Below are 24,138 nucleotides of genomic sequence, written 5' to 3' on the forward strand. Positions count from 1 at the left end.
ATGTCCCGCACCGGTTGAGGTAGTGCGCGCCGTGGACGTCATCGGCACCGGGGCTGCACCCGTATGTGTCCTACAAAGGGACGGTGGGAAGGGGCAGCTTCGGCTGGCGAGCATCTCCAAGTATAGGTAACACGCACGAAACGTGGAGTGTTCCCTCCGACGGTTGTGGATTACCGCTCAGGCGGGTACGCGGGAACGGTATCGTAGACTCGTCGGGGGATCATCGAGTCGTTAGAGGAGCAATGGACGTCGCTGTAGAAAGCCGTGTCGAAACGAACCGGATCGGTTTTCGTCGCAAGCTGAAGGCGTACATCTCGCTGACCAAGCCGCGCGTCGTCGAACTCCTGCTCGTCACGACGGTTCCGACGATGATCCTCGCGGCCAACGGCATCCCGAATCTGTGGCTCGTTCTCGCTACCGTGATCGGCGGCTACATGAGCGCCGGCTCGGCTGGCGCGTTCAACTGTTACATCGACCGCGACATCGACCGGGTCATGAAGCGCACAAGCAAACGCCCGCTGGTCACCGGCGAGCTCACCGATCGCGAGGCCCTCGTCTTCGCCTGGGCGCTCGGTGTCGCGTCGATCCTCGTGCTCGGCTTCTTCGCCAACTGGGTCGCCGCCGGGCTCTCGCTCGTCGCGATCCTCCTCTACGTGGTCTTCTACACGCTGATCCTCAAGCGGCGCACTCCGCAGAACATCGTCTGGGGCGGTGTCGCCGGCTGCATGCCGGTTCTGATCGGCTGGGCAGCTGTGACGGGTTCGCTCGACTGGCCGCCGTTCATTCTCTTCGGTGTGATCTTCTTGTGGACGCCGCCGCACTACTGGCCGTTGTCGATGAAGTACCGCAACGACTACAAGGAGGCGGGGGTTCCCATGCTCGCCGTTGTGCGCGGCCGTGCCGCGGTGGGCCTCCAGGTGATCCTGTACGCCTGGGCGATGGTCGCCTGCTCGCTGCTGCTCATCCCCGTAGCGAACATGGGCCTCTTCTATACGGCGATCTCGGTCGTCGCCGGCGGCTGGTTCCTCTACGAGTCCCACCGCCTCTACAACCTCGCGATCCGCCACGAGAACATCTCGCCGATGCGCGTGTTCCACGGCTCGATCGCCTACCTGACGCTGATCTTCCTGGCCGTCGCGATCGATCCGCTGCTTCCGTTCTGACGATGACGACTCTGCGCACGGCCCGGCTGACGCTGGACATGCCGCGTGAGTCGGACGTCGACGCCGTGTTCCGCGCGTGTCAGGATCCGGAGATTCTGCGCTGGGTCCCGCTGCCCGACCCGTACACGCGGGAGAGCGCGGAGTTCTTCGTCCGCAGCTACGTGTCCCACGGGGTAGCGAGCGGCAGGTACAACGTCTGGGCGATCCGGATCGACGACGAGCCGCTGATCGGCGTCGTCGAAGTGCGCAAGGACGAGGCGCCGGGCTCGGCCTCGGTGGGATGCTGGCTCTCGCCGATCGCGCGCGATCACGGGTACATGCGCGAGGCCTTGGCGAGGGTCATCGAGCACGCTTTGCATCCCGAGGGCCTCGGCTTCACGCGATTGCGGTGGGAGTCCCTCGAGGGCAACATCTCGAGCACGCGCTTAGCCGAGTCGGTGGGGTTCGCCTTCGACCCTGCATCCGTGCACCGGGTCGAGTTCCACGGCGAGCAGCGAACAGCGGTCGTCGGGATGCTCGGGTCAGCGCGAGGCGCCGGCTCTCTCTGACGCCGGTTCAGCATCCTGAGCCGCTGCGGTGGGCGCCTTGAGCGACAGGACGACGGCGGTCATGGCCGAGGCGAGCGTCGCGGCGAGCAGCATGTGGATGCCGACGAGCACACCCGGCAGGCCGGTGTTCGCCTGGATGAGTCCGACGACGATCTGAAGCACCTCGACCGCGAGGAGGTACAACGTGTAACGATGCACCGGTGTTGTACGGATTCGCAGAGAGGCGACGACCAGAACCAGCGTCAGACCGAAGGTGACGTATGCGGGGATCGCGTGGACGTGCTGGAGGATCTCGGGGTTGAGCCCGTTGCGCGGCGCGTTCGCGTCGCCCGCGTGCGGTCCGGAGCCGGTCGTCGCGATGCCGACCAGGATCGTGACGGCCACGACGAAACTCGTGATGTGGGTCGTGATGGCGAACCACTTCGGCACGGCGCGGACCCGCGGCCCGGGCACCGCGTAGACGCGCACCAAGAAGGCCGTGCAGAGCGCGACGAGCACGATCGACACCACGAAGTGCAGGCCGACGACGTATGGGTTCAGGTCGGTCAGAACGCTGAGGCCACCGATAACGGCCTGCATCGGGATGCCGAGGCCGGCGAGCAGGGTCAGCCAGAAGAAGTCCTTGCGCTCCTTGCGCAGGCGGAGAATCGCGATGAAGGCGACGATCGCGATCAGTCCGATCAGCACGCCGAGCAGGCGGTTACCGAACTCGATGAAGCCGTGGATCCCCATTTCCGGCGTGTTCACCAGTGAGTCGGCCGTGCACTTGGGCCAGGTGGGGCAGCCGAGGCCGCTGCTCGTGAGCCGCACGAGTCCGCCGGTCCCGACGAGAACGATCTGCGCGATCAGGTAGACCCAGGCGATGACCTTGAGTCTCGTGTCGACGCGGTCGGGCAGCCACTCGGCTATGCGCTTCATTCTTCGGGGGTCTTCCTTGGTTCGTAGATCGGGGGTTCGCAGATCGGATACTCGGCCAACGTGCAGGCGCGCCTCTACTATTACCGCTCTTCACCTGTAGAATTGGTGGGTTCGAGAAACGCGCATCCGCGCGTGCCAGCAAAACCTTCTCGTTTTGCGGCCGAGGCAGCGCCGCCCGTGTCCTCGAACAGTTTAGGTACGCACACCAGCCACCCGCACAATCGTGAACCGCAACCGCCGACGCCTGTCGATCGGAGCGGGGAATGAGCCGGAATGATAGCCGGTTATACGTGGGAGGAAACGAGGTTGAATATGTCAGACATCCTGATCGACCGCCCCGAGCTCAACAGCCTGGGGCAGTATGAGTTCGGTTGGGCGGATTCCGACGCTGCCGGCGCTTCTGCCCGGCGCGGAATATCGCCGCAGGTGGTGACAGACATCTCCAACCTGAAGAGCGAACCCGAATGGATGCGCGACCGCCGTCTCAAGGCGCTGCAGCTCTTCGAGCGCAAGCCCATGCCCACTTGGGGCGCCGATCTGTCGGAGATCGACTTCGACAACATCAAGTACTTCGTGCGATCGACGGAGAAGCAGGCCCAGAGCTGGGAAGACCTGCCCGAGGACATCAAGAACACCTACGAGAAGCTCGGCATCCCCGAGGCTGAGCGTCAGCGCCTCGTCGCCGGCGTCGCCGCGCAGTACGAGTCCGAGGTGGTCTACCACCAGATCAACGAGGAGCTCGAAGCTCAGGGCGTGATCTTCATGGACACCGACACCGCGCTCAAGGAGCACCCGGAGTTCTTCGAGGAGTACTTCGGAACGGTCATCCCGAGCGGTGACAACAAGTTCGCGGCTCTCAACACGGCCGTGTGGTCGGGCGGCTCGTTCGTCTACGTTCCGCCGGGCGTGCACGTCGAGATCCCGCTGCAGGCCTACTTCCGCATCAACACCGAGAACATGGGCCAGTTCGAGCGCACGCTGATCATCGCCGACGAGGGCAGCTACGTTCATTACATCGAGGGCTGCACCGCCCCCATCTACAAGTCCGACTCGCTGCACTCCGCTGTCGTCGAGATCGTCGTGAAGAAGAACGCCCGCGTTCGCTACACGACCATCCAGAACTGGTCGAACAACGTCTACAACCTCGTCACCAAGCGGGCCACCGCGGGCGAGGGCGCGACGATGGAGTGGATCGACGGCAACATCGGCTCCAAGGTGACGATGAAGTACCCGTCGATCTACCTGATGGGGGAGCGCGCCAAGGGCGAGACGCTCTCGGTGGCCTTCGCGGGCCCGGGCCAGCACCAGGATGCCGGCGCCAAGATGATCCACATGGCTCCGTACACGCAGTCGTCGATCGTCTCCAAGTCGATCGCTCGCGGCGGCGGTCGCGCCGGTTACCGCGGTGAAGTTCGAGTGGATGCGAACGCGCACCACGCGGCGAACACCGTGCGCTGCGACGCATTGCTCGTCGACTCGATCTCCCGCTCCGACACCTATCCGGCCATCGACATCCGTGTCGACGACGTGCAGCTGGGCCACGAGGCCACCGTGTCGCGTGTGAGCGAGGAGCAACTCTTCTACCTCATGTCCCGCGGCCTCCCCGAGGACGAGGCCATGGCGATGATCGTGCGCGGGTTCATCGAGCCGATCGCCCGTGAGCTCCCCATGGAATACGCACTCGAACTCAACAAGCTCATCGAAATGGGCATGGAAGGATCCGTCGGCTAAATGACCTCCGCCAGTACTCCGACGAAGACCATCAGCGCCGAGCAGGATGCCGCGCCGAAACACATGCGCAGCGCGGTGCCCGTCCAGACCCGCTCCGACCGCTTCCGTTCCACCCACGTCGCAGATTTCCCGGCCGTCACGGGCCGCGAGCACGGCTGGAAGTACACTCCGGTCGCTCGCCTCGCCGACCTGATTTCGGGTGAGCTCGACGGCGCTCCGTACGTCTACGACGTGACCGCCGCATCCGGTGTCACCACCGAGTGGGTCGGCCGCGACGACGCCCGTATCGGCTCCGCGGGCCAGCCCGAGGAGCGCGCATCCGCCAACGCCTGGACGTCATTCGAGCAGGCGCTCGTCGTGTCGATCGCGGGCGAGGACGCCAAAGAGGTGACGCTCACCCGCGCATCGCTCGGCGACGGCGCCCGTGCCGCTCACACCGTGGTCGAGACGGCCCCGTTCAGCCGCGCAACGCTCATCCTGCAGAACACCGGTCAGGCTCATCTCTCCGAGAACCTGGAACTGGTGCTCGGCGAGGGGTCGCAGCTCACACTCGTCTCGGTGCAGCAGTGGGACGACGACGCCATTCACGTCGCGACCCACTTCGCCGAGATCGCCCGCGACGCGCGCCTCAAGCACATCGTCGTCACCCTCGGTGGCGGGGTGGTGCGGCTCAACCCGGCGGCCCATCTTGCCGGCACCGGCAGTGAGGCGGAGCTCTTCGGCGCCTACTTCGCCGATGCGGGGCAGCACCTCGAGCAGCAGGTCTACGTCTTCCACGACGCCGCGAACACCCGCAGCCGCGTGACGTACAAGGGCGCGCTGCAGGGCGTCGGTGCACGCACCGTCTGGATCGGGGATGTGCTGATCGGCCCGAAGGCCGTCGGCACCGACACCTACGAGCAGAACCGCAACCTCGTGCTGACCGACGGCGCACGCGCCGATTCCGTGCCGAACCTCGAGATCGAGACCGGCGACATCGTCGGCGCCGGTCATGCGAGCGCCACCGGTCGGTTCGACGACGAGCAGCTCTTCTACCTGCAGTCCCGCGGCATCACCGAAGACGAGGCACGTCGCCTCGTCGTGCGCGGCTTCCTGTCGGAGATCGTCCAGCAGATCGGTTCGCCCGAGCTGCAGGAGCGTCTGCAGGCCGCCATCGAGGCGGAGCTCGAAGCCGTCGCGGTGACGAGCTGATGGCGGCGACGAAAGTCGCCTCCGTCGACGAACTCGTGACCGACCAGGCGATCCGCGTCGTCGTGGACGGCACCCCGATCGCTGTCGTCAAAGACTCGGCCGGAGCCGTCCACGCCATCGGCGACACCTGCACGCACGGCGAGATCTCGCTGGCCGAGGGATTCGTCGAGGGCGAGACGCTCGAGTGCTGGGCGCACGGCTCCCAGTTCTCGCTGGTCACCGGCAAACCGCTCAACCTTCCGGCGTACGAGCCGGTTCCCGTCTTCCAGGTCGACGTGGTCGACGGAGACGTCTACATCGACACGAACGCAACGAAAGAGATTTGATCCATGTCAGTTCTTGAGATCCGCGACCTGCACGTCACCGTCGAGACGGAACAGGGCGTCAAGCCCATCCTGAACGGTGTCGACCTGACCATCCGCGAGGGCGAGATCCACGCGATCATGGGCCCGAACGGCTCGGGCAAGTCGACCCTGGCGTACACGATCGCCGGGCACCCCAAGTACAAGGTGACCCAGGGCACCATCACCCTCGACGGCGTCGACGTGCTGGCCATGACGGTCGACGAGCGCGCCCGCGCCGGGCTGTTCCTCGCCATGCAGTACCCGGTCGAGATCCCCGGTGTCACCAACACCAACTTCCTGCGCACCGCCAAGACGGCCATCGACGGCGAAGCACCCTCCATCCGTGGGTGGGTCAAGGATGTGCGCGAGTCGATGGACAAGCTCCGCATGGACAAGTCCTTCGCCGAGCGCAACGTCAATGAGGGCTTCTCCGGCGGTGAGAAGAAGCGCAACGAGATCCTGCAGCTCGAGCTTCTCAAGCCCAAGTTCGCCGTGCTCGACGAGACCGACTCCGGCCTCGACGTCGATGCGCTCAAGGTCGTCTCGGAGGGAGTCAACCGCGCCAAGGAGAACACCGGCCTCGGAATCCTGTTGATCACCCACTACACACGCATCCTGCGCTACATCAAGCCGGACTTCGTGCACGTGTTCGTCGCCGGTCGTGTGGCCGAGCAGGGTGGCCCCGAGCTCGCCGAGCGCCTCGAAGAAGAAGGCTACGACCGCTTCGTGGACGCTCCGGAGTCGGCTCGCGCCGATGCCGCCGAGCTGAGTGAGGCGTAGGCTCGGATCATGCCAGCGACACTAGCGCCAGCGCTCTTCGACCAGGTCGAAGAGGCGCTCAAGAACGTGATGGATCCCGAGCTCGGGATCAACGTCGTCGACCTCGGCCTGATCTACGACCTGGCCTGGGACGAGGAGAACAACGCGCTCATCATCTCGATGACGCTCACCTCGGCCGGCTGCCCGCTCACCGACGTGCTCGAGGAGCAGACCGCTGAGTCGCTCGACGGCATCGTGGAGGCCTTCCGCATCAACTGGGTGTGGATGCCGCCGTGGGGCCCCGAGCGGATCACCGACGACGGGCGCGACATGATGCGCGCCCTCGGCTTCGCGATCTAGCAGGAGTCACCGGCCCCGCCGAACCAGCACCACCACAACCGAGTGGTCCCGACTTGCCGTGCAATCGACCGATTACACGGCAAGTCGGGACCACTCGTTGTGTGAAATAGACTGTTAGCTTCCCCCGCACCCCACCCCCTGAACGAATTGGATGACGACTGTGCTCAACGTGCAAGACCTTGAGCTCAGAGTCGGCGCCCGGCTCCTCATGGAGAACGTGAGCTTCCGCGTCGCCGCGGGGGACAAGATCGGTCTGGTCGGCCGCAACGGCGCCGGCAAGACGACGCTCACCAAGGTGCTCGCGGGCGACCTGCAGGCCTCCGGCGGCAAGGTCGAACGCAGCGACGAGATCGGTTACCTGCCGCAGGACCCGCGCTCCGGCAACCTCGAAGACCTGGCACGCACGCGCATCCTGGACGCCCGCGGCCTCGGTTCGATCGTGCTCGGGATGCACCAGTCGACGCTCGACATGGCGAGCACCGACGAAGATGTCTCGGCGGCCGCGATGAAGACGTACGGCCGGCTCGAAGAGCGCTTCCACATGCTCGGCGGGTACTCGGCCGAGGCGGAGGCCGCGTCGATCGCGAGCAACCTGAACCTGCCCGACCGCATCCTGGACCAGCCGTTGAAGACCCTCTCGGGCGGTCAGCGGCGTCGTATCGAGCTGGCGCGCATCCTGTTCTCCGATGCTCAGACGCTGATCCTCGACGAGCCGACAAACCACCTCGATGCTGACTCTGTCGTCTGGCTGCGCGAGTTCCTGAAGAACTACGCGGGCGGCTTCATCGTGATCTCGCACGATGTCGAGCTCGTCGGCGAGACGGTCAACCGCGTCTTCTATCTGGACGCGAACCGCCAGGTGATCGACATCTACAACATGGGCTGGAAGAACTACCAGCGCCAGCGTGCAGCCGATGAAGAGCGCCGTAAGAAGGAGCGCGCCAACGTCGAGAAGAAGGCCGGTGTTCTGCAGCTCCAGGCGGCGAAGTTCGGTGCGAAGGCGTCGAAGGCCGCGGCGGCGCACCAGATGGTCGCCCGTGCAGAGAAGATGCTCTCCGGACTCGAAGAGGTGCGCGCCGTCGACCGCGTGGCCAAGCTGCGCTTCCCGACCCCTGCCCCCTGTGGTCGCACGCCCCTCCAGGCGAGCGACCTGTCGAAGAGTTACGGCTCGCTCGAGATTTTCACTGCCGTCGATCTGGCGATCGACCGCGGGTCCAAAGTCGTCGTGCTCGGCCTCAACGGTGCCGGCAAGACGACGCTGCTCAGGATGCTCGCGGGCGTCGACAAGCCCGACACCGGGCAGATCGAGCCCGGCCACGGACTCCGGATCGGCTACTACGCGCAGGAACACGAGACCATCGACGTCGAGGCCTCGGTGCTGCAGAACATGGTGTCCTCATCGCCGAGCCTGACCGAGACGGAAGCGCGGCGTGTGCTCGGCTCGTTCCTGTTCACCGGCGACGACTCGCACAAGCCCGCGGGCGTGCTCTCCGGTGGTGAGAAGACGCGACTTGCTTTGGCGATGATCGTCGTCTCGGGTGCGAACGTGCTGCTGCTCGACGAGCCGACGAACAACCTCGACCCGGCCAGCCGCGAAGAGATCCTGGATGCGCTCGCCCACTACGAGGGCGCGGTCGTGTTGGTCAGCCACGACGAGGGCGCTGTCGAAGCGCTCAACCCGGAACGAGTGCTGATCCTGCCCGACGGCGTCGAGGACCACTGGAACAAGGACTACCTGGACCTGATCTCGCTGGCCTAGCCGGCGATCGGTGCTCCCGGGTAGTCCTACCGGGTGGCGTCGAGCAGATCGTCCTCGACGTCTGCATCCGTGCGTCGGAGCGCCCGCTTGCGCAGACGTTCGGCGGCGCGCGCCTGCTCCTCGGGATCGTCCTCGTTGCGCTTGCGGTACTCGGTCAGCAGGGCGTAGCCGAGCCCGAAGAAGCCGATCAGGGCGAAGATGATCCACTGGATCATGTACGACCAGTGCAGTCCCTCATCCTGAGTCGGCGGGTCTGTGACGGTGAGCGTGGGTGCAGTTGCCGGCGCCGGCTTCTGGGTGTCGAGCAGGCCGTACGCGCCCGTGTACACGTCGCTGCCGCCGAGGCGCTCCTTGACGACGGAGAGCTGGATCGTCCCCACCTGGCGCCCCGATGCCGTACGGCCCGGGATGCCCGGCTCGCTCGGCTTCAGACGGGCGACAACGGTGACCTGTCCGGCTGGTGCAGCCGGGACACTGTCGGGCGCATCCTCCGAGTTGCCGGTCGGCACCCAGCCGCGATCGACGATGAAGAGGGCTCCGGATGCGGTGCGCAGCGGCGTCAGCACTTCGAAGCCCGGCCCGCCGTTGAACGGCCGGTTGCGTACGAGCAGTTCTTTGTCGCGCTCATAGGTGCCGGTCACGGTCACGCGCGTCCACTCCTGCTTCGGCTCGAACGATCCGAGCGCGGGGAGTTCCGAGGAGAGGGGCACCGGAGTGGAGTTGAAGTTCGCGGAGATCACGGCGTTCGCTGCCGCAGCCTCTTTGCTGCGGGCGAGCTGCCACGCCGAGAGGCAGCCGCAGGCGATGGCGAAGACGATCGCGAACGCCAGATAGCCCAGCCAGCGGCGGGAGAAGGCGAAGCGCCAGCCGGAGCTCATCGAGCGCTCTCCGCATCCGTCGCCGAAGCGACCTTGTCGTCGATCGCGACCACCGCGACGGGAAAGTCGCGGGCAGCCAAGAACTCTCTCAGAAAGTCGACGTGCTCGTCGCACGCGAGCCACACTTTCACGCGATCCTCTGTGTGGATCTTCGGGTTGCGCCACTCGATCCGCCAGCCCGCGGTCTCACGGCAACCCGCGCGCGAACAGGCCAGAACCTCTGGCTCACCGAACCCGATCACTCGTCGTCGCCTTTCGTGTCGCGCGGCTCCGAGGGCGGGGGAGGGGAGTCGTCATTGGCAGGATATTGCCCGGACGCTGAACATCCCCTTTGCGCGGGTCGGTCGAGACGTTCGCGATGACGACGGCGAAATAGGGCAGGAAGACCGCACCGACGGCCGGAATGATCACCCACCAGCCGGGAACGAAAAGGATCGAGATGATGCAGAGCACGCGGATGCCCATGGCGACCGAATACTTGATCATCCGGTGCCTGCGCTCCTCGTCGGGCGAGAGCGGAAGATTCGTGATCGACTGCGATTGTGGGTGCTTCATGGGCTCGTGCCAAGCCTACGTCCATCCGTGCGGGCCAGTGGTCGCGGGGAGCGAACACGTTGGTCCTCGGGCCGATCAGGGACGCTGTCGCCCGGACGTTCAGCGGACGATCGCCGACCGGAGGAACAGCCAGGTCGCGAGCGAGCACAAGATGATCAGCACGCCCGCGACGACGGCCAGCCACCAAGGTTGGAACGCCGCGAAGATCGCCCCGAGCGACGGCAGCAGGATGATCAGTGCGACGACGATCACGATCGCCAGCAGGATTCCGACGAACTGCGGGCCGCGGGCGCCCAGCCGTACCCAGGATGCGCCGAAGACCCCGCCGATCGCGAGCAGCGTGAGCGTTCCGAGGAAGGCGATCGGCAGCAGCAGTCCGATGTTTCCCGCGCCGAGCAAGAAGACGTCGAAGACGTAAAACCCGGCGAACCAGTGGTCGGTCGCGATCTCGATCATGCAGAGCACTGCGAGGGTCAGGGCGACATAGGCGGAGACGAGAATCGCCCAGAGGAGCGTTCCGGTCACGAACGCCCTCCTGGTCGCCCCGAGCGTGAGAGCGAACGGGAAGGTCGTCGCGGCAGCCTGGACACCGAAGTAGACGAGGAAGCCGGCGAGGCCGTATGCCAGGCCGGGATTGCTTCTCGAGCCCAGGATCCAGTCCGCCGTGGCCGGCACGCTCCCGGAGCGCAGGAACAGCAGCGAGATCAGCACGGAGATCACGGCGACAGTACCGATGATGTAAAGCGGCGTGAGGAACGTGTCCGCACGCTTGTTGAGGTGCAGCTTCACGGTGGAGACGATCGCGCTCATGAGTGGCGCTCCTTCGAGGTGATGGGTGCCGTTTCGTTGGCACCGTACGCGGCGACGACTTCTTTGAGGGTGGCCGGGGTGACCCTCACCCCGAGCTGCTCGGCCGTTCCCTTGGTGTCCTCACTGAGTGGGCCGGAGACCGTGGCCGATTTGAGTCCGCCGATGCTCTGCATCCTGAGCGGGGTGAGGCCGTCGAGCACACGGTCGACAGCGTCCGCAACGCCGCTGAACTGGAACGCGAGCGCGCGGGTCTGGTCGCTCTCGTTGTCGACGACGATCCTGCCCTGTTCGAGCAGCAGGATGCGATCGAAGAGTCCCTCGGACTCCTCGATCAGGTGCGTGGAGAGCACCACCGCTCGTGGATGCTCGGCGAAGTCCCTCAAGAGCACGTCGTAGAAGAGCGACCGAGCGGTGACGTCGAGGCCGAGGTACGGCTCGTCGAGCAGGGTGACGGGCGCGCGGGATGCCAGCCCGAGCACGATCGCGACCGAGGAGAGCTGCCCCCGCGAGAACTTCTTGATAGGCGTCCTCGTCGGGATGCGAAGGCCCTCCGCGAGCTCCTCGGCGAGTTCCGAGCTCCAGTTCGGCGCGAACTCCGGTGCGATGCGGAGCACGTGGTGCATCCGGTAGCCGTCGGGGTAGCGCTGGTTGTCTCGGACGTACGTGATCTGCGCGAGCGTGGCCTCGTGCTCGAACGGTGAATGCCCGAGTACCTCGACCTCTCCCGTCGTTGCTCGGTCCTGGCCGGCGATGATCGACAGGAGTGAGGTCTTTCCTGCACCATTGCGGCCGAGCAGGCCGACGATCGACGGCTCGCCGATCGAGAAGCTGACATCGTCGAGGGCGGTGGCCCGGCCGAATCGCCGGGTGACCGAGTGGATGTCGATGGCGTTTGTCATGGCTGGTTCTCCGAGGTGATCATGTCGACGGCTTCTTGGGGCGAGATTCCGAGCAGGTGGGCTTCCCGCACGAGCGGGGCGATGAACTGCTCGCGGAAGCGGGCTCGTCGACGTTCTCTGAGGATGTCTTGCGCGCCGTCGGCGACGAACATCCCGATGCCGCGCTTCTTGTACAGCACCCCTTGTTCGACCAACACGTTCACGCCTTTCGCCGCTGTGATGGGACTGATCTGGTAGAAGGCGGAGTAGTCGTTCGTCGAGGGAACGGCCGCCCCTTCCGGATATGCACCGGAGACGATGTCGTCAGCGATCCGATCAGCGAGCTGCTGATAGATCGGCGCATCGTCGGCGAGCATCCGGGGCTCCTTAGGTTAGCTAGTTGACTATAGAACCTACCTCCAAGGCCGATGTGGATGCAAGAGGTGCCCGTAAACTGGAGCGCGATCGTTTCGGGTACGAGGCCCGACGCTGCGAAAGGACACCACCCGCATGACTACCCCACGAACCGTGCTCGTCACAGGCGGAAACCGCGGCATCGGCTACGCGATCGCCGAGGAGTTCGTCGCCCAGGGGCACCGCGTCGCGGTCACGGCCCGCTCGGGCGAGGGGCCTGAGGGTGCGCTCACGGTTCGTGCCGACGTGACCGACACGGCATCGGTGGACGCCGCGTTCGCAGAGATCGAGGAGAAGCTCGGTCCGGTCGAGGTCGTCGTCGCGAACGCCGGAATCACGCGCGACACGCTGCTCATGCGCATGTCCGACGAGGATTTCGACGCGGTCGTCGACACGAACCTCGGCGGCTCGTTCCGAGTCGTCAAGCGTGCCTCGAAGGGGATGCTCAAGGCACGCTACGGCCGCATCGTGCTGATCTCCAGCGTGGTCGGCCTCTACGGCTCGGCCGGTCAGGTCAACTACGCGGCGTCGAAGGCCGGCCTCGTCGGGATCGCCCGCTCCATCACTCGCGAGCTCGGAGCGCGGGGATCACGGCCAACGTGGTCGCGCCCGGATTCATCGAGACCGACATGACGGCGGCGCTGCCCGACACGCAGCAGGCAGAGTACAAGAAGAACATCCCGGCGGGCCGCTTCGCGACCGCGTCAGAGGTAGCGAAGGTCGTCGCCTGGGTCGCGGGCGACGACGCCGGGTACATCTCGGGCGCCGTCATCCCTGTCGACGGTGGCCTCGGGATGGGGCACTGACGATTCAGCCGCGGAGGCCGAGCAGGGGGAGCACCTGGCTGAGGTCCTGTCCGTCCACGACGACATCCGCCTCCGCACGCACGAGCGGCTTGGCGTTGAAGGCAACCGCCAGACCTGCCACGGTCATCATCTTCAGGTCGTTGGCGCCGTCGCCGATCGCGATCGTGCGCGAGAGCGGGATGCGCGCATCCTGAGCCCATTCGGTAAGCGCGTTCGCTTTGGCCTGCGCATCGACGACGTGGCCGAGCACGCGTCCGGTGAGTGCGCCGTCGACGACTTCGAGCCGGTTGGCACGCCAGTGGTTCAGGCCGAGTCGGCGGCCGAGGGCGTCGAGCGTCTCGTGGAAACCGCCTGACACGACGCCGACCAGACCTCCCGCGGCCTGGGCTCCGGCGATCAGTTCGGGCACGCCGTCGGTGACCCGGATGCGCTCGGCCACCCGTGTGAACACTCGCTCGGGCAGCCCGGCGAGCGTTGCAACGCGTTCGCGGAGACTCTGCTCGAAGTCGATTTCGCCGCGCATCGCACGCTCGGTGATCTCGGTCACCTCCGCGCGGGCCCCGGCTTCCTCCGCGAGCAGTTCGATGACCTCGTCACGGATGAGCGTCGAATCCGCATCGAGGACGACGAGGAACCGCGGGGCGGAGCTGGGCTTGCTGTCGGAGCCGGAGCGGAGGACGTCGGCTGTGATCGGGGTGCTACCGGTCATGGAACGACGTGAACTCCCTTGCCAACGACGGTGAGGCCGGAGTCGGTGACCGTGAAGCCGCGTGCGCGGTCGCGGTCGTGGTCGATGCCGATGCTGGCGCCCTCCGCGACCACCACGTCTTTGTCGAGGATGGCCCGACCCACGAAAGCATTCGGCTCGATGACGGCGCGTTCGAACACCACCGAATCGACGACCTTGGCGCCGGAGTCGACCTTTGACCAGGGGCCGAGGACGCTGCGCTCCAGGTGAGCGCCCGAGATCACCGAACCGAGCGAGACGATCGAGTCGATGGTGGTGCCGAGCGCGCCACGGTCGTCGCGCACGATCTTGGCGGGCGGTGAGTTGAGCTGCTGGCTGAAGATCGACCACTCGCGGTTGTAGAGGTTGAAGACAGGCAGCGGCGAGATCAGGTCTTGGTGGGCCTCGAAGAACGAGTCGATCGTTCCCACATCCCGCCAGTAGTAGCGGTCGCGGTCGGTAGACCCGGGGACGTCGTTGCGGTTGAAGTCGTAGACGCCCGCCTCGCCGCGCGAGACGAAGTCGGGGATGATGTCGCCACCCATGTCGTGGTTGGAGTCCGGACGGTCGCCATCGCGGATGACGGCGTCGATGAGGGCATCCGCGTCGAACACGTAGTTGCCCATCGAGGCGAGGACTTCGTCGGGGGAGTCGGGAAGCCCGATCGGATCCGACGGCTTCTCGCGGAAAGCCGCGATGCGGTCGGGGTGCGCCGAGTCCACCTCGATGACGCCGAACTGGTCGGCGAGTCCGATCGGCTGCCGGATGGCGGCGACGGTCGCCGGTGCGCCGGACGCGATGTGTGCCTCGATCATCTGGGTGAAATCCATGCGGTAGACGTGATCGGCTCCGACCACGACGACGATGTCGGGCTTCTCGTCGCGAAGGAGGTTGAGGCTCTGCAGGATTGCGTCGGCCGATCCGCTGAACCAGCGCTTTCCGAGTCGCTGCTGAGCGGGCACGGAGGCGATGTACGAGTTGAGCATGCCGTCGAGGCGCCAGGTCTGGGACACGTGCCGGTCGAGGCTGTGCGACTTGTACTGGGTCAGCACGACGATCTGGCGCAACTGGGAGTTGATCAGATTCGACAGGGCGAAATCGATGAGCCGGTACTGCCCGCCGAACGGAACAGCGGGTTTCGCCCGGTCGGCGGTGAGCGGCATGAGGCGTTTACCTTCGCCACCCGCGAGAACAATGCCGAAGATCTTCTTGCCTGCCATGCCACCACAGTAGAGGCAACAGGGGTGGTGTACTAGCGTTCACGTCATGCGCGTTGATCTTTTGACCCGTGAGTACCTGCCGAACATCTACGGCGGTGCTGGGGTGCACGTGGCCGAGTTGGTGCGCGCGTTGCGCACGGACACCGAGGTGGTCGTCCGGGCTTTCGGCGAGCCCGTCGACGAGCCGGATACGTTCGGTTACGGCGTGCCCGCAGAGCTCGCCGAGGCGAACGGGGCCATCTCCACTCTCGGCGTCGACCTTCAGATGGCTCAGGATGCGGGCGGTGCCGACGTCGTGCACTCGCACACCTGGTACGCGAACGGCGCAGGGCACCTCGCGAAGCTTCTGCACGGCGTCCCGCACGTCGTGACCGCGCACAGCCTGGAGCCGTTGCGGCCATGGAAGGCCGAGCAGCTCGGCGGAGGCTACCGGGTCTCCAGCTGGATCGAGAAGACCGCGTTCGAGGGCGCCGACCGGGTGATCGCCGTGAGCGAGGGTATGCGGCGCGACATCCTCGCCTCGTACCCGTCGCTCGACCCTGAGAAGGTCACGGTCGTCTACAACGGGATCGACCTCGAGCGCTGGAAGCCTTTGGAAGACGACGAGCGTGCCCGCGCGCTCGGAGTCGACCCCGACCGTCCCGCCGTCGTCTTCGTCGGGCGGATCACCCGTCAGAAGGGTCTGCCGTACCTCCTGCGGGCCGCGCGCCTGCTGCCCAAGGAGGTGCAGCTCATCCTGTGCGCCGGCGCGCCGGACACGCCCGAGATCATGTCCGAGGTCACGCGCGGCGTCGAAGCCCTCCAGGCCGAACGGGACGGCGTCGTGTGGATCGATCAGCTTCTGTCCCAGGAAGACCTGCGGATCAGTGCTGACGGCGTCGACCGTGTTCGTCTGCCCGTCGATCTATGAGCCCCTCGGCATCGTCAATCTGGAGGCTATGGCCTGCGGGCTGCCCGTCGTGGGCACCGCGACCGGCGGCATCCCCGAGGTCATCGTGGAGGGGGTCACCGGCCGACTCGTTCCGATCGATCAGGCCACCGACGGCACGGGAACCCCCACGAATCCGGATGCTTTCGTCGCCGAGCTCGCCGCCGCCCTGATCGAGGTGGTGAGCGATCCCGAACGTGCTGAGCTGATGGGCCGGGCGGGCCGGCTTCGCGCCGAGACAGCATTCAGCTGGACCTCGATCGCGGACCAGACACGGGAGATCTACCGGTCGCTGGTCGGCTGACGACGCCGGTAGGCTAGAGGTCATGCCCAGCGTTCTCAAGCTTGAAGATGTGTCCGTCGTCCGTGATGGGAATACGATTCTCGACTCGGTGAACTGGACGATCGAGCCGGACGAACGGTGGGTCGTTCTGGGCCCGAACGGCGCCGGAAAGACGACCCTGCTGCAGATCGCGGCCGCGGCTCTTCACCCGACGTCCGGTCACGCGACGGTGCTCGGTGAGCCGCTGGGACACAGCGACCTGGCAGAGCTCAAGCCCCGTCTGGGCTTCGCTTCGAGCGCTCTGGCCCGCCGCATCCCGAGAACCGAGACGGTGCTCGACGTCGTCATGACGGCGGCGTACGCGGTGACCGGTCGCTGGAACGAGGAGTACGAGGAGATCGACGAGCGTCGCGCTCACCGCGTGCTGAGCGAGTGGAACCTCGACCACCTCTCCGAGCGCGCGTTCGGCAACCTGAGCGACGGCGAGCAGAAGCGCGTGCAGATCGCTCGTGCGGTGATGACCGACCCCGAGATCCTCCTGCTCGACGAGCCGGCCGCCAGCCTCGACCTCGGCGGACGCGAGGAGCTGTTGCAGCTGCTCGGCGGCTACGCCAGCGACCCGCGCTCGCCCGCCATCGTCATGGTCACGCACCACGTCGAGGAGATCCCGCTCGGATTCGGCAACGCGCTGCTCTTGAAAGACGGCGGCGTATCGGCGCAGGGCAAGATCGGCGACGTCGTGACGTCGGAGCGTCTGAGCGAGACCTTCGGAATCGACGTCACGCTGAGCGAAGACAGCGGCCGATACACCGCTCGAGCGCGACAGGCCACTGCAGAGGCCGCCGCAGACTGAACAATCTGCTAAACTCGGTAGCCGGCCCGGTGAGCTGTGATGCCCCGTGCCGACATGCTTCCCGCCCCGGCTCTGCCGCCGTGGGCATGACCAACCAACACTACGCAACAAGGAAGTCCTGATGAAGACTGACATCCACCCCGACTACGCCCCGGTGGTTTTCCGCGACCTGGCCTCGGGTGCGACGTTCCTTACCCGCTCCACCGTGACGAGCGAGAAGACGATCGAGTGGGAAGACGGCAACACCTACCCGGTGATCGACGTCGAGATCTCCTCCGAGTCGCACCCGTTCTACACGGGCAAGCAGCGCATCCTCGACTCGGCCGGTCGTGTCGAGAAGTTCAACTCGCGCTACAAGAACTTCGGCAAGTAATCCCAGCCACCGAAAGAGGCCCCGCTCAACAGAGCGGGGCCTCTTTGGTGTTCGTGGACGGGTCGACTAGCTGTTCATCTGGTAGGTGACGCCCGCCGAGCCGATCAGTGCGATGAACACGATCGTGAAGATGATGCCGAGGGCGATCTCGACGAAGCCGATGATGACGGCCGCGAGCGCTAGTCCTCGGCCCTGCTCGCCGGTCTTCTTGATCTGGGACAGGGCGATGAAGCCCAGGATGATGCCGACGATCGAGACGAAGAACGCCAGGATGAACGCGACGATCGACATCGTGTTGTAGCCGCGCTGTGGGGCGTACTGTGCGGATTCGCCGTACTGCGGCGCCGCGGGCGGCTGCTGGCCGTACGGCTGCTGGGGAACGTCGGGCTGCTGTGGCTGATCGGGAGTACTCATGGCGCTGAGTTTATTGCCCAGCAGATTCAGAGGGAACCCCCAGATCAGGATCAGCGGACGGGCCAGAGACCCGACGTCGTGAATGCCGGGTTGTGCTCGCGACGCATGTACGCCTGGAAGTCCTCGGCCTGCTCGCGGCACCACGACACCTGCAGGTGATGCAGTTCGATCGCCTCGAACGCGAGCGCCTCGGCGTGGACGCGGGCGAGAGCCTGGGCGACCCGCCCGGCGGCTATCGCGTCGGCGCCCGCGTCGTGCGCATCCGTGAGGTCGACACCGTAGAACAGGGCGGTGAGGGCGAGGGTGCGCTTGCCTCGGCGGTACTTGTCGACCGCTTTGTCGATCACCAGCGGATCGATGATCGGACCGGGGGTGTCAAGAGGCGCGACGCCGTAGCGCCGCGCCTCCCGGTTCAACAACGTGAAATCGTATGGGGCGTTGTACGCGACGACCGGGGTTCCGCGAGCGAACAGGATGCGCAGCGTCGCCACGATCTCTGCGACAGCCTGCGCAGCCGGCATTCCGACCGTGCGAGCGTGCTCGGTGCTGATGCCGTGCACAGCGGTCGCCTCTGCCGGGATGTCCACCCCCGGATCGACGAGCCAGTCGTGCCGTTCGACCACGTGTCCGTGATCATCGAGACGACCGACGTGCGCCGACACGATCCTGGCCGATTCGACATCGATACCCGTGGTTTCCACGTCGAAGACGCCCAGTTCATCGTGCCAATTGCTCATACGGCAAGCGTATGCGGCACCACCGTCAGTGCCTTGATTCAGGCCCGGCGCGGCTCCACGTGGAGCCAGTAGAAGCTCTGGGTTCCGAGCGTCAGCGTGAAGCGGCCGTCTTCTGCCACCGTCGGGAACTCGCCGCCGCCGAACATGTCGTACAACGTGCTTCCGGCGAATTCAGACGCCTCGAGTTGCACGGAAACAGGGTTGTGGGCGAACGAGAACACACAAAGAACGTCTTCCGGCTGGTCGCCGAAGTGCGAGCCGCTTCCTTCGTACGACCGCACGAAGGCGAGCACGGACTCGTGGTTGGTCTGCAGCACGCGGATCGAGCCGAGCCCGAACACGGGATGCGCTTTGCGAACATGGATCACGTTGCGGATCCAGTGCAGCAGCGAGCGCGACTGGGCGAGCTGCGCCTCGACGTTCACCTGGTTGTAGTGGAACACCAGGGACTGAACGACCGGCAGGAACAGCTTGCCGGGGTCGGCTGTCGAGAATCCGGCGTTGCGGTCAGGCGTCCACTGCATGGGCGTGCGCGAGCTGTCGCGGTCGGGCAGCCAGATGTTGTCGCCCATCCCGATCTCGTCGCCGTAGTAGAGGAACGGGCTGCCAGGCAGCGAGAAGAGCAGCGCGTGCGCGAGTTCGAGCTCGGCGCGCGAGTTGTCGAGGAGGGGCGCCAGACGTCGGCGGATACCGATGTTGGCACGCATCCGGGGGTCGTACGCGTACCAGCCGTACATGGCCTGCCGGTACTCCTCGCTCACCATCTCGAGGGTGAGCTCGTCGTGGTTGCGCAGGAAGACGCCCCACCCCGAGCCTTCGGGAATGTCGGTGGTCTCGGAGAGAACCCGCACGAGTTCGCCGGCCTGCTGCGAACGGAGCGAGTAGAAGATGCGCGGCATCACCGGGAAGTCGAAGGCCATGTGGCACTCGGGCTCCTCCTCGGTGCCGAAGAACGCGGCGACCTCGCGCGGCCACTGGTTCGCTTCCGCGACCATGATGCGCCCCGGGTAGTCGCGATCGACCATCTCGCGGAGCTTCTTGATGAAGTCGTGAGTCTTGGGCTCGCCTTCGCCGTTGCCCTCGTCCGACTCGTAGAGGTACGGGATCGCATCGAGCCGGAACCCGTCGACACCGAGGTCGAGCCAGTACCGCACGATGTCGAACATCGCTTCGTGCACGGCCGGGTTCTCGAAGTTGAGGTCGGGCTGGTGGGAGAAGAAGCGGTGGAAGTAGAACTGTCGGCGTGCCTCATCGAAGGCCCAGTTCGAGTCCTCGGTGTCGACGAAGATGATCCGGATGTCCGGCCACTTCTCGTCGTCGTCGTCGTTCCACACGTAGAAGTCGCCGTACGGGCCCTCAGGGTCGGTGCGGGACTGCTGGAACCACTCGTGCTGGTCGGAGGTGTGGTTCATCGGCAGGTCGATGATGACGCGCATGTTGCGTTCGTGCGCTTTAGTGACGAGGTCTTTGAACTCGTCGATCGTGCCGAAGTCGGGCAGGATCGCTCGAAAATCGGAGACGTCGTAACCACCGTCGCGCAGGGGGACTGGAAGAACGGGGAAGCCACAGCGCGTCGATACCGAGCCACTGCAGGTAGTCGAGCTTGGCCGTGAGCCCCTGGATGTCGCCGGAGCCGTCGCCGTTGCTGTCGACGAAGGAGCGGATCATCACCTCGTAGAAGACCGACCTGCGGTACCACTGGGGGTCGAGGGTGAGCCCGGGGAGCGTGATGGGCGCAGTGAAACTCACGGTTCTCCTTCTGGCGCGGCGGCCGGATGCAAGCGATTACAGTCACACGAGTCTAGGTGTTGGAGACGGTGGGCTGTCCAGTCCTGAGACCACATTGCCGGGACTGTACACCTGCCTTGCCTAAACTGGTCTGCGATGACCGTTACTTCACCATATGCCGACGCCCTCGGGCGCATCCCGGTGCGTACGTCCGAGCTCGCCGTCCTGGGCGGCACGACCCGCTACTGGGACTATGGCGACCCGCAGGCCGACACCACGATCGTGCTGGTGCACGGCTTCCGCGGCGATCACCACGGACTCGAACCCGTCGTCGCCAACCTTCAAGGCGTACGCCTGATCTCACCCGACCTGCCCGGGTTCGGCGAATCCGACCCTCTGGGCGACGTGGCGCACGACATCGACGGGTACTCCGCGTGGCTCCGGGCCTTCGTGCACGGTCTCGGTATCGAGGGCCGGTTCGTGGTGCTCGGACACTCTTTCGGGTCGATCGTCGTCTCCGCAGCCCTCGCGACTCGGGACGTGTCGAGCACGACCGCGGCGCCGGATGCGATCCAACCGTCTGCCGTGATCCTCGTGAACCCGATCGGCGCACCGGCGCTCGAAGGACCCCGCGGGGTGTTCACCCGACTGGCGATCTTCTATTACTGGTTGGCCGCTGTCCTCCCCGAGCGGCTCGGCTTCTGGCTGCTGCGGAACGGCGTCATCGTGCGGGTCATGAGCATGACCATGGCGAAGACCAAGCGCAAGTCGCTCCGCCGGTGGATCCACGACCAGCACGATCGGTACTTCAGTGCGTTCAGCGACCGCCGCGTCGTGCTCGAAGCGTTCCGCGCATCCGTCTCGCACGATGTGAGCGAGTATGCGGCGCGCATCCCGGAACCGACTCTGCTCGTGGCAGCGGAGAGGGACGACATCACGCCGGTCTCGGCGCAGCGCCGTTTGCAGACGCTGTTCCCGGATGCGCGACTCGTGGTGATCCCGGGTGTGGGCCACCTGATCCACTACGAGACGCCGGTCGAGGCCGCGCGGGCGATCGAGGAATTCCTCGCGGTGGGCACGAAATGAAGATCGTGTTCGACTGCCGCTACACCCGCATCGGGCGACACGACGGCATCAGCCGCTACACGGCCGGGCTCGTGGGCGCTCTGGCGAAGCGGCACTCGGTGACCATGCTCATCAGCGATCACCGGCAGCTCGACATGCTTCCCGCGCTGCCGTGGGAGATCGTCAGCTCGCCGACGAGCGCCCGCGAGCCGTGGGTCGCGCGCCAGGTGAACAAGCTCAAGCCCGACGTCGTCTTCACCCCTATGCAGACGATGGGCGGCTGGGGTCGTCGGTACCGCCTCGTGCTGACGGTGCACGATCTGATCTACTACCGCAATCGAACGCCTCCGCGCGATCTGCCTGCGCCCATCCGGCTGCTGTGGCGGCTCTACCACCTCGCCTGGTGGCCGCAACGGATGCTGCTGAACCGGTCGGACGCGGTCGTGACCGTGTCGAAGACGACCAAGGAGCTGATCGCAGAGCACAAGCTGACCCGACGGCCGGTGCACGTGGTGCCGAACGCGGCAGACCTCCCGGAGATGCCGGCGGAGTCGTTCGTCCGCACCTCCCCGGCGCAGAAGACCCTCGTCTACATGGGATCGTTCATGCCGTACAAGAACGTCGAGACGCTCGTGCGTGCTGCCGCGCTGCTGCCCGACTACGAGCTGCACCTGATGAGCCGGGTGACGGATGCGGAGCGAGAGCGGCTCACGGCGGTTGCCCCGGGCGCTCGCGTGGTCTTCCACAATGGCGCGAGTGACGAGGAGTACGCAGAGACGCTGGCGTCGGCAACGGCGCTGGTGACCGCTTCGCTCGATGAGGGCTTCGGGATCCCGCTGGTCGAGTCGATGACGCTCGGCACGCCGGTGGTCGTGAGCGACATCCCGATCTTCCGCGAGATCGGGGGAGAGGCCGCCCTCTACTTCGCGCCGGAGAGCGCCGACGAGCTGGCCGCGCGCATCCGGGACCTGGAATCGGATGGGGTGTGGGCCGCACGGTCGGCGCTGTCGAAGACTGAGGCGGCGCGGTTCACGTGGGACGCGTCAGCCGAGCATTTGCTGACCGTGCTGACGGCGGCTGTCGCGAGGGCCAAGCGCCGGCTCGGCTGATTCCGGATGCTCGGAGCCCGGTGATCTGGCCGCGCTCGTTCAGAGAACGGACGCGGTGAACAGGTCCCGATCCTCGGTGCTGACATTGAAGCGGTCGAGGGTGAGCTTGCCGTCGTCGTAGACGAACTCGTGCACGGATCCGTTCGGGATGACCTCGCCAGGGCCGGGGAGGGCGTGTGAGGTGATGTGGCGGACGAGCGAGCTGATGACCCCGCCGTGGCTCACGACGATGATCGACTCGTCCGGGTGCTTCTCGGCGAGATCAACGAGAGCGGGAAGGGCGCGTTCCACCACCGCCTCGCGGGTCTCCCGGCCAGGGACGGGAGTTCCCTCCGGCCAGCGAGCGAGGATCTCGGCGCCGGTGAGTCCCTCGGCCTCGCCGTAGCGGCGTTCGGCGACAGCGGGGAGCGGGAGCGGAGCATCCAGGCCGGTGTGGCTCGCGATGATCGCGGCGGTTTCGGTTGCCCGGCTCAGGGGACTCGCGTAGATGGCGTCGTAGCTGCCGCCGGCCATGGCCAGCCCGGTCGTCTCCGCCTGCTCGCGCCCCGTCTCGTTGAGCGGGATGTCGCTGGAGCCTTGGATTCGTTTGGCCAGGTTCCAGTCGGTCTGACCGTGGCGAACGAGGGAGATCCGGGTCACGCGCGTCCTTTCGTCGCAGGACGCGCGGTGCTCAGGCGAGTCGCCTGGCGAGCTCGACGAGGGTCTCCGTGGTCCCGGTCTCCAGCTTAACGGTCGCGCGGGAGTCGCCCTTGGTGACGCCGCGATTCACGATCACGATCGGGAGGCGGCGACGACGGGCCTCCTCGAGCAACCGGATGCCCGAGTTGACGACCAGCGACGAGCCGGCGATCAGAAGGGCGTCGGAGGAACGAACCAATGCGCTCGCCTCGCGGTACTTCTCGGCGGGGATGAACTCTCCGAAGAAAACCACGTCGGGCTTGAGCCTGCCACCGCAGACGGTGCAGTTCGGCACGACGAACGAGTCGATGTCGGTGACGATCGCGTCGCCGTCCGGGGCGATCTCGACGGCGCCCTCGGTGTCGAGCCAAGGGTTGGCGGCCTCGATCCGCGCGGAGACGCTCTCACGGGCGAAGACCTGACCGCAGGTGAGACACAGCACGCGGTCCATGGCGCCGTGCAGGTCGACGACCTTGCGGGTGCCGGCCTGTTTGTGGAGGCCGTCGACGTTCTGGGTGATGACGCCGTTGGCCGCGCCGGCCCTCTCCAGGTCGGCGAGCGCGAAGTGGCCGGCGTTCGGCGCGGCCGCGGCGAAGCGACGGTAGCCGAGGTGACTGCCGGCCCAGTAGCGCTTGCTGAACGACTCCGCCGAGAGGAACTGCTGGAACGTCATCGGATTGCGGGTGGGAGCGCCCTCGCCGCGATAGTCGGGGATGCCGGAATCAGTGCTCACACCGGCCCCGGTCAGCACGGCGAATTGCCGCCCGGCCAGAAGGTCGGTCACCTGATCGATCCCGCGGGCGAGTTCGGGGGAGAGCTCCGTCGCGACCGTTTCCATCGACACCTCCAGCTCAACCGACTTCCCTGAGTCTAAACACCGCAGTTTTCCGATTTGTTTCCGACTACTGG

Annotated in this window: 25 protein-coding genes and 3 pseudogenes; 14 read left to right on the forward strand and 14 right to left on the reverse strand. The window is 66.0% G+C overall.

Annotation, left to right across the window (positions count from 1 at the left end; translation table 11 throughout):
- Window positions 1-242: 242 nt before the first annotated feature.
- Complete coding sequence (locus ACQ86A_RS10680; RefSeq protein WP_431277058.1) at window positions 243-1,163, forward strand: heme o synthase; 921 nt, start codon at window positions 243-245, stop codon at window positions 1,161-1,163.
- A gap of 2 nt (window positions 1,164-1,165) precedes the next feature.
- A complete protein-coding gene (locus ACQ86A_RS10685) occupies window positions 1,166-1,711 on the forward strand; it encodes a GNAT family N-acetyltransferase (RefSeq protein WP_431277059.1) in 546 nt (181 codons plus the stop codon).
- Here the strand turns inward: ACQ86A_RS10685 and ACQ86A_RS10690 are convergent.
- Window positions 1,685-2,629, reverse strand: coding sequence for a COX15/CtaA family protein (locus tag ACQ86A_RS10690; protein ID WP_431277060.1), 945 nt, complete (start codon window positions 2,627-2,629; stop codon window positions 1,685-1,687). The two genes, ACQ86A_RS10685 and ACQ86A_RS10690, sit on opposite strands and share 27 nt — an antisense overlap.
- 312 nt (window positions 2,630-2,941) lie before the next feature.
- Between ACQ86A_RS10690 and sufB the strand changes: the two genes are divergently transcribed.
- The 6 genes from sufB to abc-f all read left to right on the forward strand — a co-directional run bounded on the left by sufB (window position 2,942) and on the right by abc-f (window position 8,773).
- Complete coding sequence (gene sufB / locus ACQ86A_RS10695; RefSeq protein WP_431277061.1) at window positions 2,942-4,360, forward strand: Fe-S cluster assembly protein SufB; 1,419 nt, start codon at window positions 2,942-2,944, stop codon at window positions 4,358-4,360.
- Window positions 4,361-5,551, forward strand: a complete 1,191-nt coding sequence (gene sufD, locus ACQ86A_RS10700) for a Fe-S cluster assembly protein SufD (protein WP_431277062.1) — start codon at window positions 4,361-4,363, stop codon at window positions 5,549-5,551.
- A complete protein-coding gene (locus ACQ86A_RS10705; protein WP_431277063.1) occupies window positions 5,551-5,877 on the forward strand; it encodes a non-heme iron oxygenase ferredoxin subunit in 327 nt (108 codons plus the stop codon). The genes sufD and ACQ86A_RS10705 overlap by 1 nt, the downstream gene beginning before the upstream one ends.
- Before the next feature lie 3 nt (window positions 5,878-5,880).
- Window positions 5,881-6,675, forward strand: a complete 795-nt coding sequence (gene sufC, locus ACQ86A_RS10710; RefSeq protein WP_431277064.1) for a Fe-S cluster assembly ATPase SufC — start codon at window positions 5,881-5,883, stop codon at window positions 6,673-6,675.
- 9 nt (window positions 6,676-6,684) lie between these two features.
- Window positions 6,685-7,014 carry a metal-sulfur cluster assembly factor gene (locus tag ACQ86A_RS10715; RefSeq protein WP_387063772.1) on the forward strand — a complete coding sequence of 110 codons (330 nt, stop codon included), beginning with the start codon at window positions 6,685-6,687 and terminating at the stop codon, window positions 7,012-7,014.
- Between the two features lie 160 nt (window positions 7,015-7,174).
- A complete protein-coding gene (abc-f, locus tag ACQ86A_RS10720; RefSeq protein ID WP_431280426.1) occupies window positions 7,175-8,773 on the forward strand; it encodes a ribosomal protection-like ABC-F family protein in 1,599 nt (532 codons plus the stop codon).
- Between the two features lie 26 nt (window positions 8,774-8,799).
- On the opposite strand, the gene ACQ86A_RS10725 is transcribed toward abc-f, so the two are convergent.
- From ACQ86A_RS10725 to ACQ86A_RS10750, 6 genes are all read right to left on the reverse strand, one after another.
- Window positions 8,800-9,651, reverse strand: coding sequence for an SURF1 family cytochrome oxidase biogenesis protein (locus ACQ86A_RS10725; protein WP_431277065.1), 852 nt, complete (start codon window positions 9,649-9,651; stop codon window positions 8,800-8,802).
- Entirely contained in the window at window positions 9,648-9,893 is a 246-nt protein-coding gene (locus tag ACQ86A_RS10730) for a hypothetical protein (RefSeq protein WP_431277066.1), read from the reverse strand. Before ACQ86A_RS10730 ends, ACQ86A_RS10725 begins: the two co-directional genes overlap by 4 nt.
- Window positions 9,877-10,206, reverse strand: coding sequence for a DUF3099 domain-containing protein (locus ACQ86A_RS10735; protein WP_431277067.1), 330 nt, complete (start codon window positions 10,204-10,206; stop codon window positions 9,877-9,879). Before ACQ86A_RS10735 ends, ACQ86A_RS10730 begins: the two co-directional genes overlap by 17 nt.
- A 99-nt stretch (window positions 10,207-10,305) precedes the next feature.
- Window positions 10,306-11,016, reverse strand: coding sequence for a hypothetical protein (locus tag ACQ86A_RS10740; RefSeq protein ID WP_431277068.1), 711 nt, complete (start codon window positions 11,014-11,016; stop codon window positions 10,306-10,308).
- Window positions 11,013-11,915: an ATP-binding cassette domain-containing protein gene (locus tag ACQ86A_RS10745; RefSeq protein WP_431277069.1), complete on the reverse strand. Its 903-nt coding sequence runs from the start codon at window positions 11,913-11,915 to the stop codon at window positions 11,013-11,015. The genes ACQ86A_RS10740 and ACQ86A_RS10745 overlap by 4 nt, the downstream gene beginning before the upstream one ends.
- Complete coding sequence (locus ACQ86A_RS10750) at window positions 11,912-12,271, reverse strand: GntR family transcriptional regulator (protein ID WP_431277070.1); 360 nt, start codon at window positions 12,269-12,271, stop codon at window positions 11,912-11,914. The genes ACQ86A_RS10745 and ACQ86A_RS10750 overlap by 4 nt, the downstream gene beginning before the upstream one ends.
- Window positions 12,272-12,404: 133 nt before the next feature.
- Here ACQ86A_RS10750 and fabG point away from each other — a divergent pair.
- Window positions 12,405-13,114 (forward strand): annotated as a pseudogene (fabG, locus tag ACQ86A_RS10755) (3-oxoacyl-ACP reductase FabG).
- 4 nt (window positions 13,115-13,118) lie between these two features.
- On the opposite strand, the gene serB reads toward fabG, so the two are convergent.
- Together serB and ACQ86A_RS10765 are read right to left on the reverse strand one after the other, a co-directional pair.
- Window positions 13,119-13,823: a phosphoserine phosphatase SerB gene (gene serB / locus ACQ86A_RS10760; protein ID WP_431277071.1), complete on the reverse strand. Its 705-nt coding sequence runs from the start codon at window positions 13,821-13,823 to the stop codon at window positions 13,119-13,121.
- Window positions 13,820-15,061, reverse strand: coding sequence for a glucose-1-phosphate adenylyltransferase (locus tag ACQ86A_RS10765; RefSeq protein WP_431277072.1), 1,242 nt, complete (start codon window positions 15,059-15,061; stop codon window positions 13,820-13,822). Before ACQ86A_RS10765 ends, serB begins: the two co-directional genes overlap by 4 nt.
- Window positions 15,062-15,107: 46 nt before the next feature.
- On the opposite strand from ACQ86A_RS10765, the pseudogene glgA reads away from it, so the two are divergent.
- The 3 genes and pseudogenes from glgA to ACQ86A_RS10780 all read left to right on the forward strand — a co-directional run bounded on the left by glgA (window position 15,108) and on the right by ACQ86A_RS10780 (window position 17,498).
- Window positions 15,108-16,293: pseudogene (glgA, locus tag ACQ86A_RS10770) on the forward strand (glycogen synthase).
- A gap of 22 nt (window positions 16,294-16,315) precedes the next feature.
- Window positions 16,316-17,125, forward strand: a complete 810-nt coding sequence (locus ACQ86A_RS10775; RefSeq protein WP_431277073.1) for an ABC transporter ATP-binding protein — start codon at window positions 16,316-16,318, stop codon at window positions 17,123-17,125.
- Window positions 17,126-17,246: 121 nt separating this feature from the next.
- Window positions 17,247-17,498: a type B 50S ribosomal protein L31 gene (locus ACQ86A_RS10780; RefSeq protein WP_387063794.1), complete on the forward strand. Its 252-nt coding sequence runs from the start codon at window positions 17,247-17,249 to the stop codon at window positions 17,496-17,498.
- A gap of 66 nt (window positions 17,499-17,564) precedes the next feature.
- Here ACQ86A_RS10780 and ACQ86A_RS10785 read toward each other — a convergent pair whose 3' ends face one another.
- The 3 genes and pseudogenes from ACQ86A_RS10785 to treS form a co-directional block, all read right to left on the reverse strand.
- On the reverse strand, window positions 17,565-17,912 hold the full coding sequence (locus ACQ86A_RS10785) for a DUF4190 domain-containing protein (RefSeq protein WP_431277074.1): 348 nt from the start codon (window positions 17,910-17,912) through the stop codon (window positions 17,565-17,567).
- Between the two features lie 50 nt (window positions 17,913-17,962).
- A complete protein-coding gene (locus ACQ86A_RS10790) occupies window positions 17,963-18,649 on the reverse strand; it encodes an exonuclease domain-containing protein (protein ID WP_431277075.1) in 687 nt (228 codons plus the stop codon).
- 38 nt (window positions 18,650-18,687) lie between these two features.
- Window positions 18,688-20,398 (reverse strand): annotated as a pseudogene (gene treS / locus ACQ86A_RS10795) (maltose alpha-D-glucosyltransferase).
- Window positions 20,399-20,533: 135 nt separating this feature from the next.
- Between treS and ACQ86A_RS10800 the strand changes: the two are divergent.
- Window positions 20,534-21,463 carry an alpha/beta fold hydrolase gene (locus ACQ86A_RS10800; RefSeq protein ID WP_431277076.1) on the forward strand — a complete coding sequence of 310 codons (930 nt, stop codon included), beginning with the start codon at window positions 20,534-20,536 and terminating at the stop codon, window positions 21,461-21,463.
- Window positions 21,460-22,551, forward strand: coding sequence for a glycosyltransferase family 4 protein (locus ACQ86A_RS10805; RefSeq protein WP_431277077.1), 1,092 nt, complete (start codon window positions 21,460-21,462; stop codon window positions 22,549-22,551). Before ACQ86A_RS10800 ends, ACQ86A_RS10805 begins: the two co-directional genes overlap by 4 nt.
- Window positions 22,552-22,590: 39 nt before the next feature.
- Here the strand turns inward: ACQ86A_RS10805 and ACQ86A_RS10810 are convergent, their stop codons facing one another.
- Together ACQ86A_RS10810 and ACQ86A_RS10815 are read right to left on the reverse strand one after the other, a co-directional pair.
- On the reverse strand, window positions 22,591-23,190 hold the full coding sequence (locus tag ACQ86A_RS10810; RefSeq protein ID WP_431277078.1) for a histidine phosphatase family protein: 600 nt from the start codon (window positions 23,188-23,190) through the stop codon (window positions 22,591-22,593).
- A gap of 31 nt (window positions 23,191-23,221) precedes the next feature.
- The gene (locus tag ACQ86A_RS10815; protein ID WP_431277079.1) at window positions 23,222-24,067 is read right to left on the reverse strand and encodes a Sir2 family NAD-dependent protein deacetylase; all 846 of its coding nucleotides are present in this window, start codon (window positions 24,065-24,067) and stop codon (window positions 23,222-23,224) included.
- Window positions 24,068-24,138: the final 71 nt, after the last annotated feature.

This window comes from Leifsonia poae, from assembly GCF_050632195.1.
In the GTDB taxonomy this organism is placed as follows: domain Bacteria; phylum Actinomycetota; class Actinomycetes; order Actinomycetales; family Microbacteriaceae; genus Leifsonia; species Leifsonia poae_C.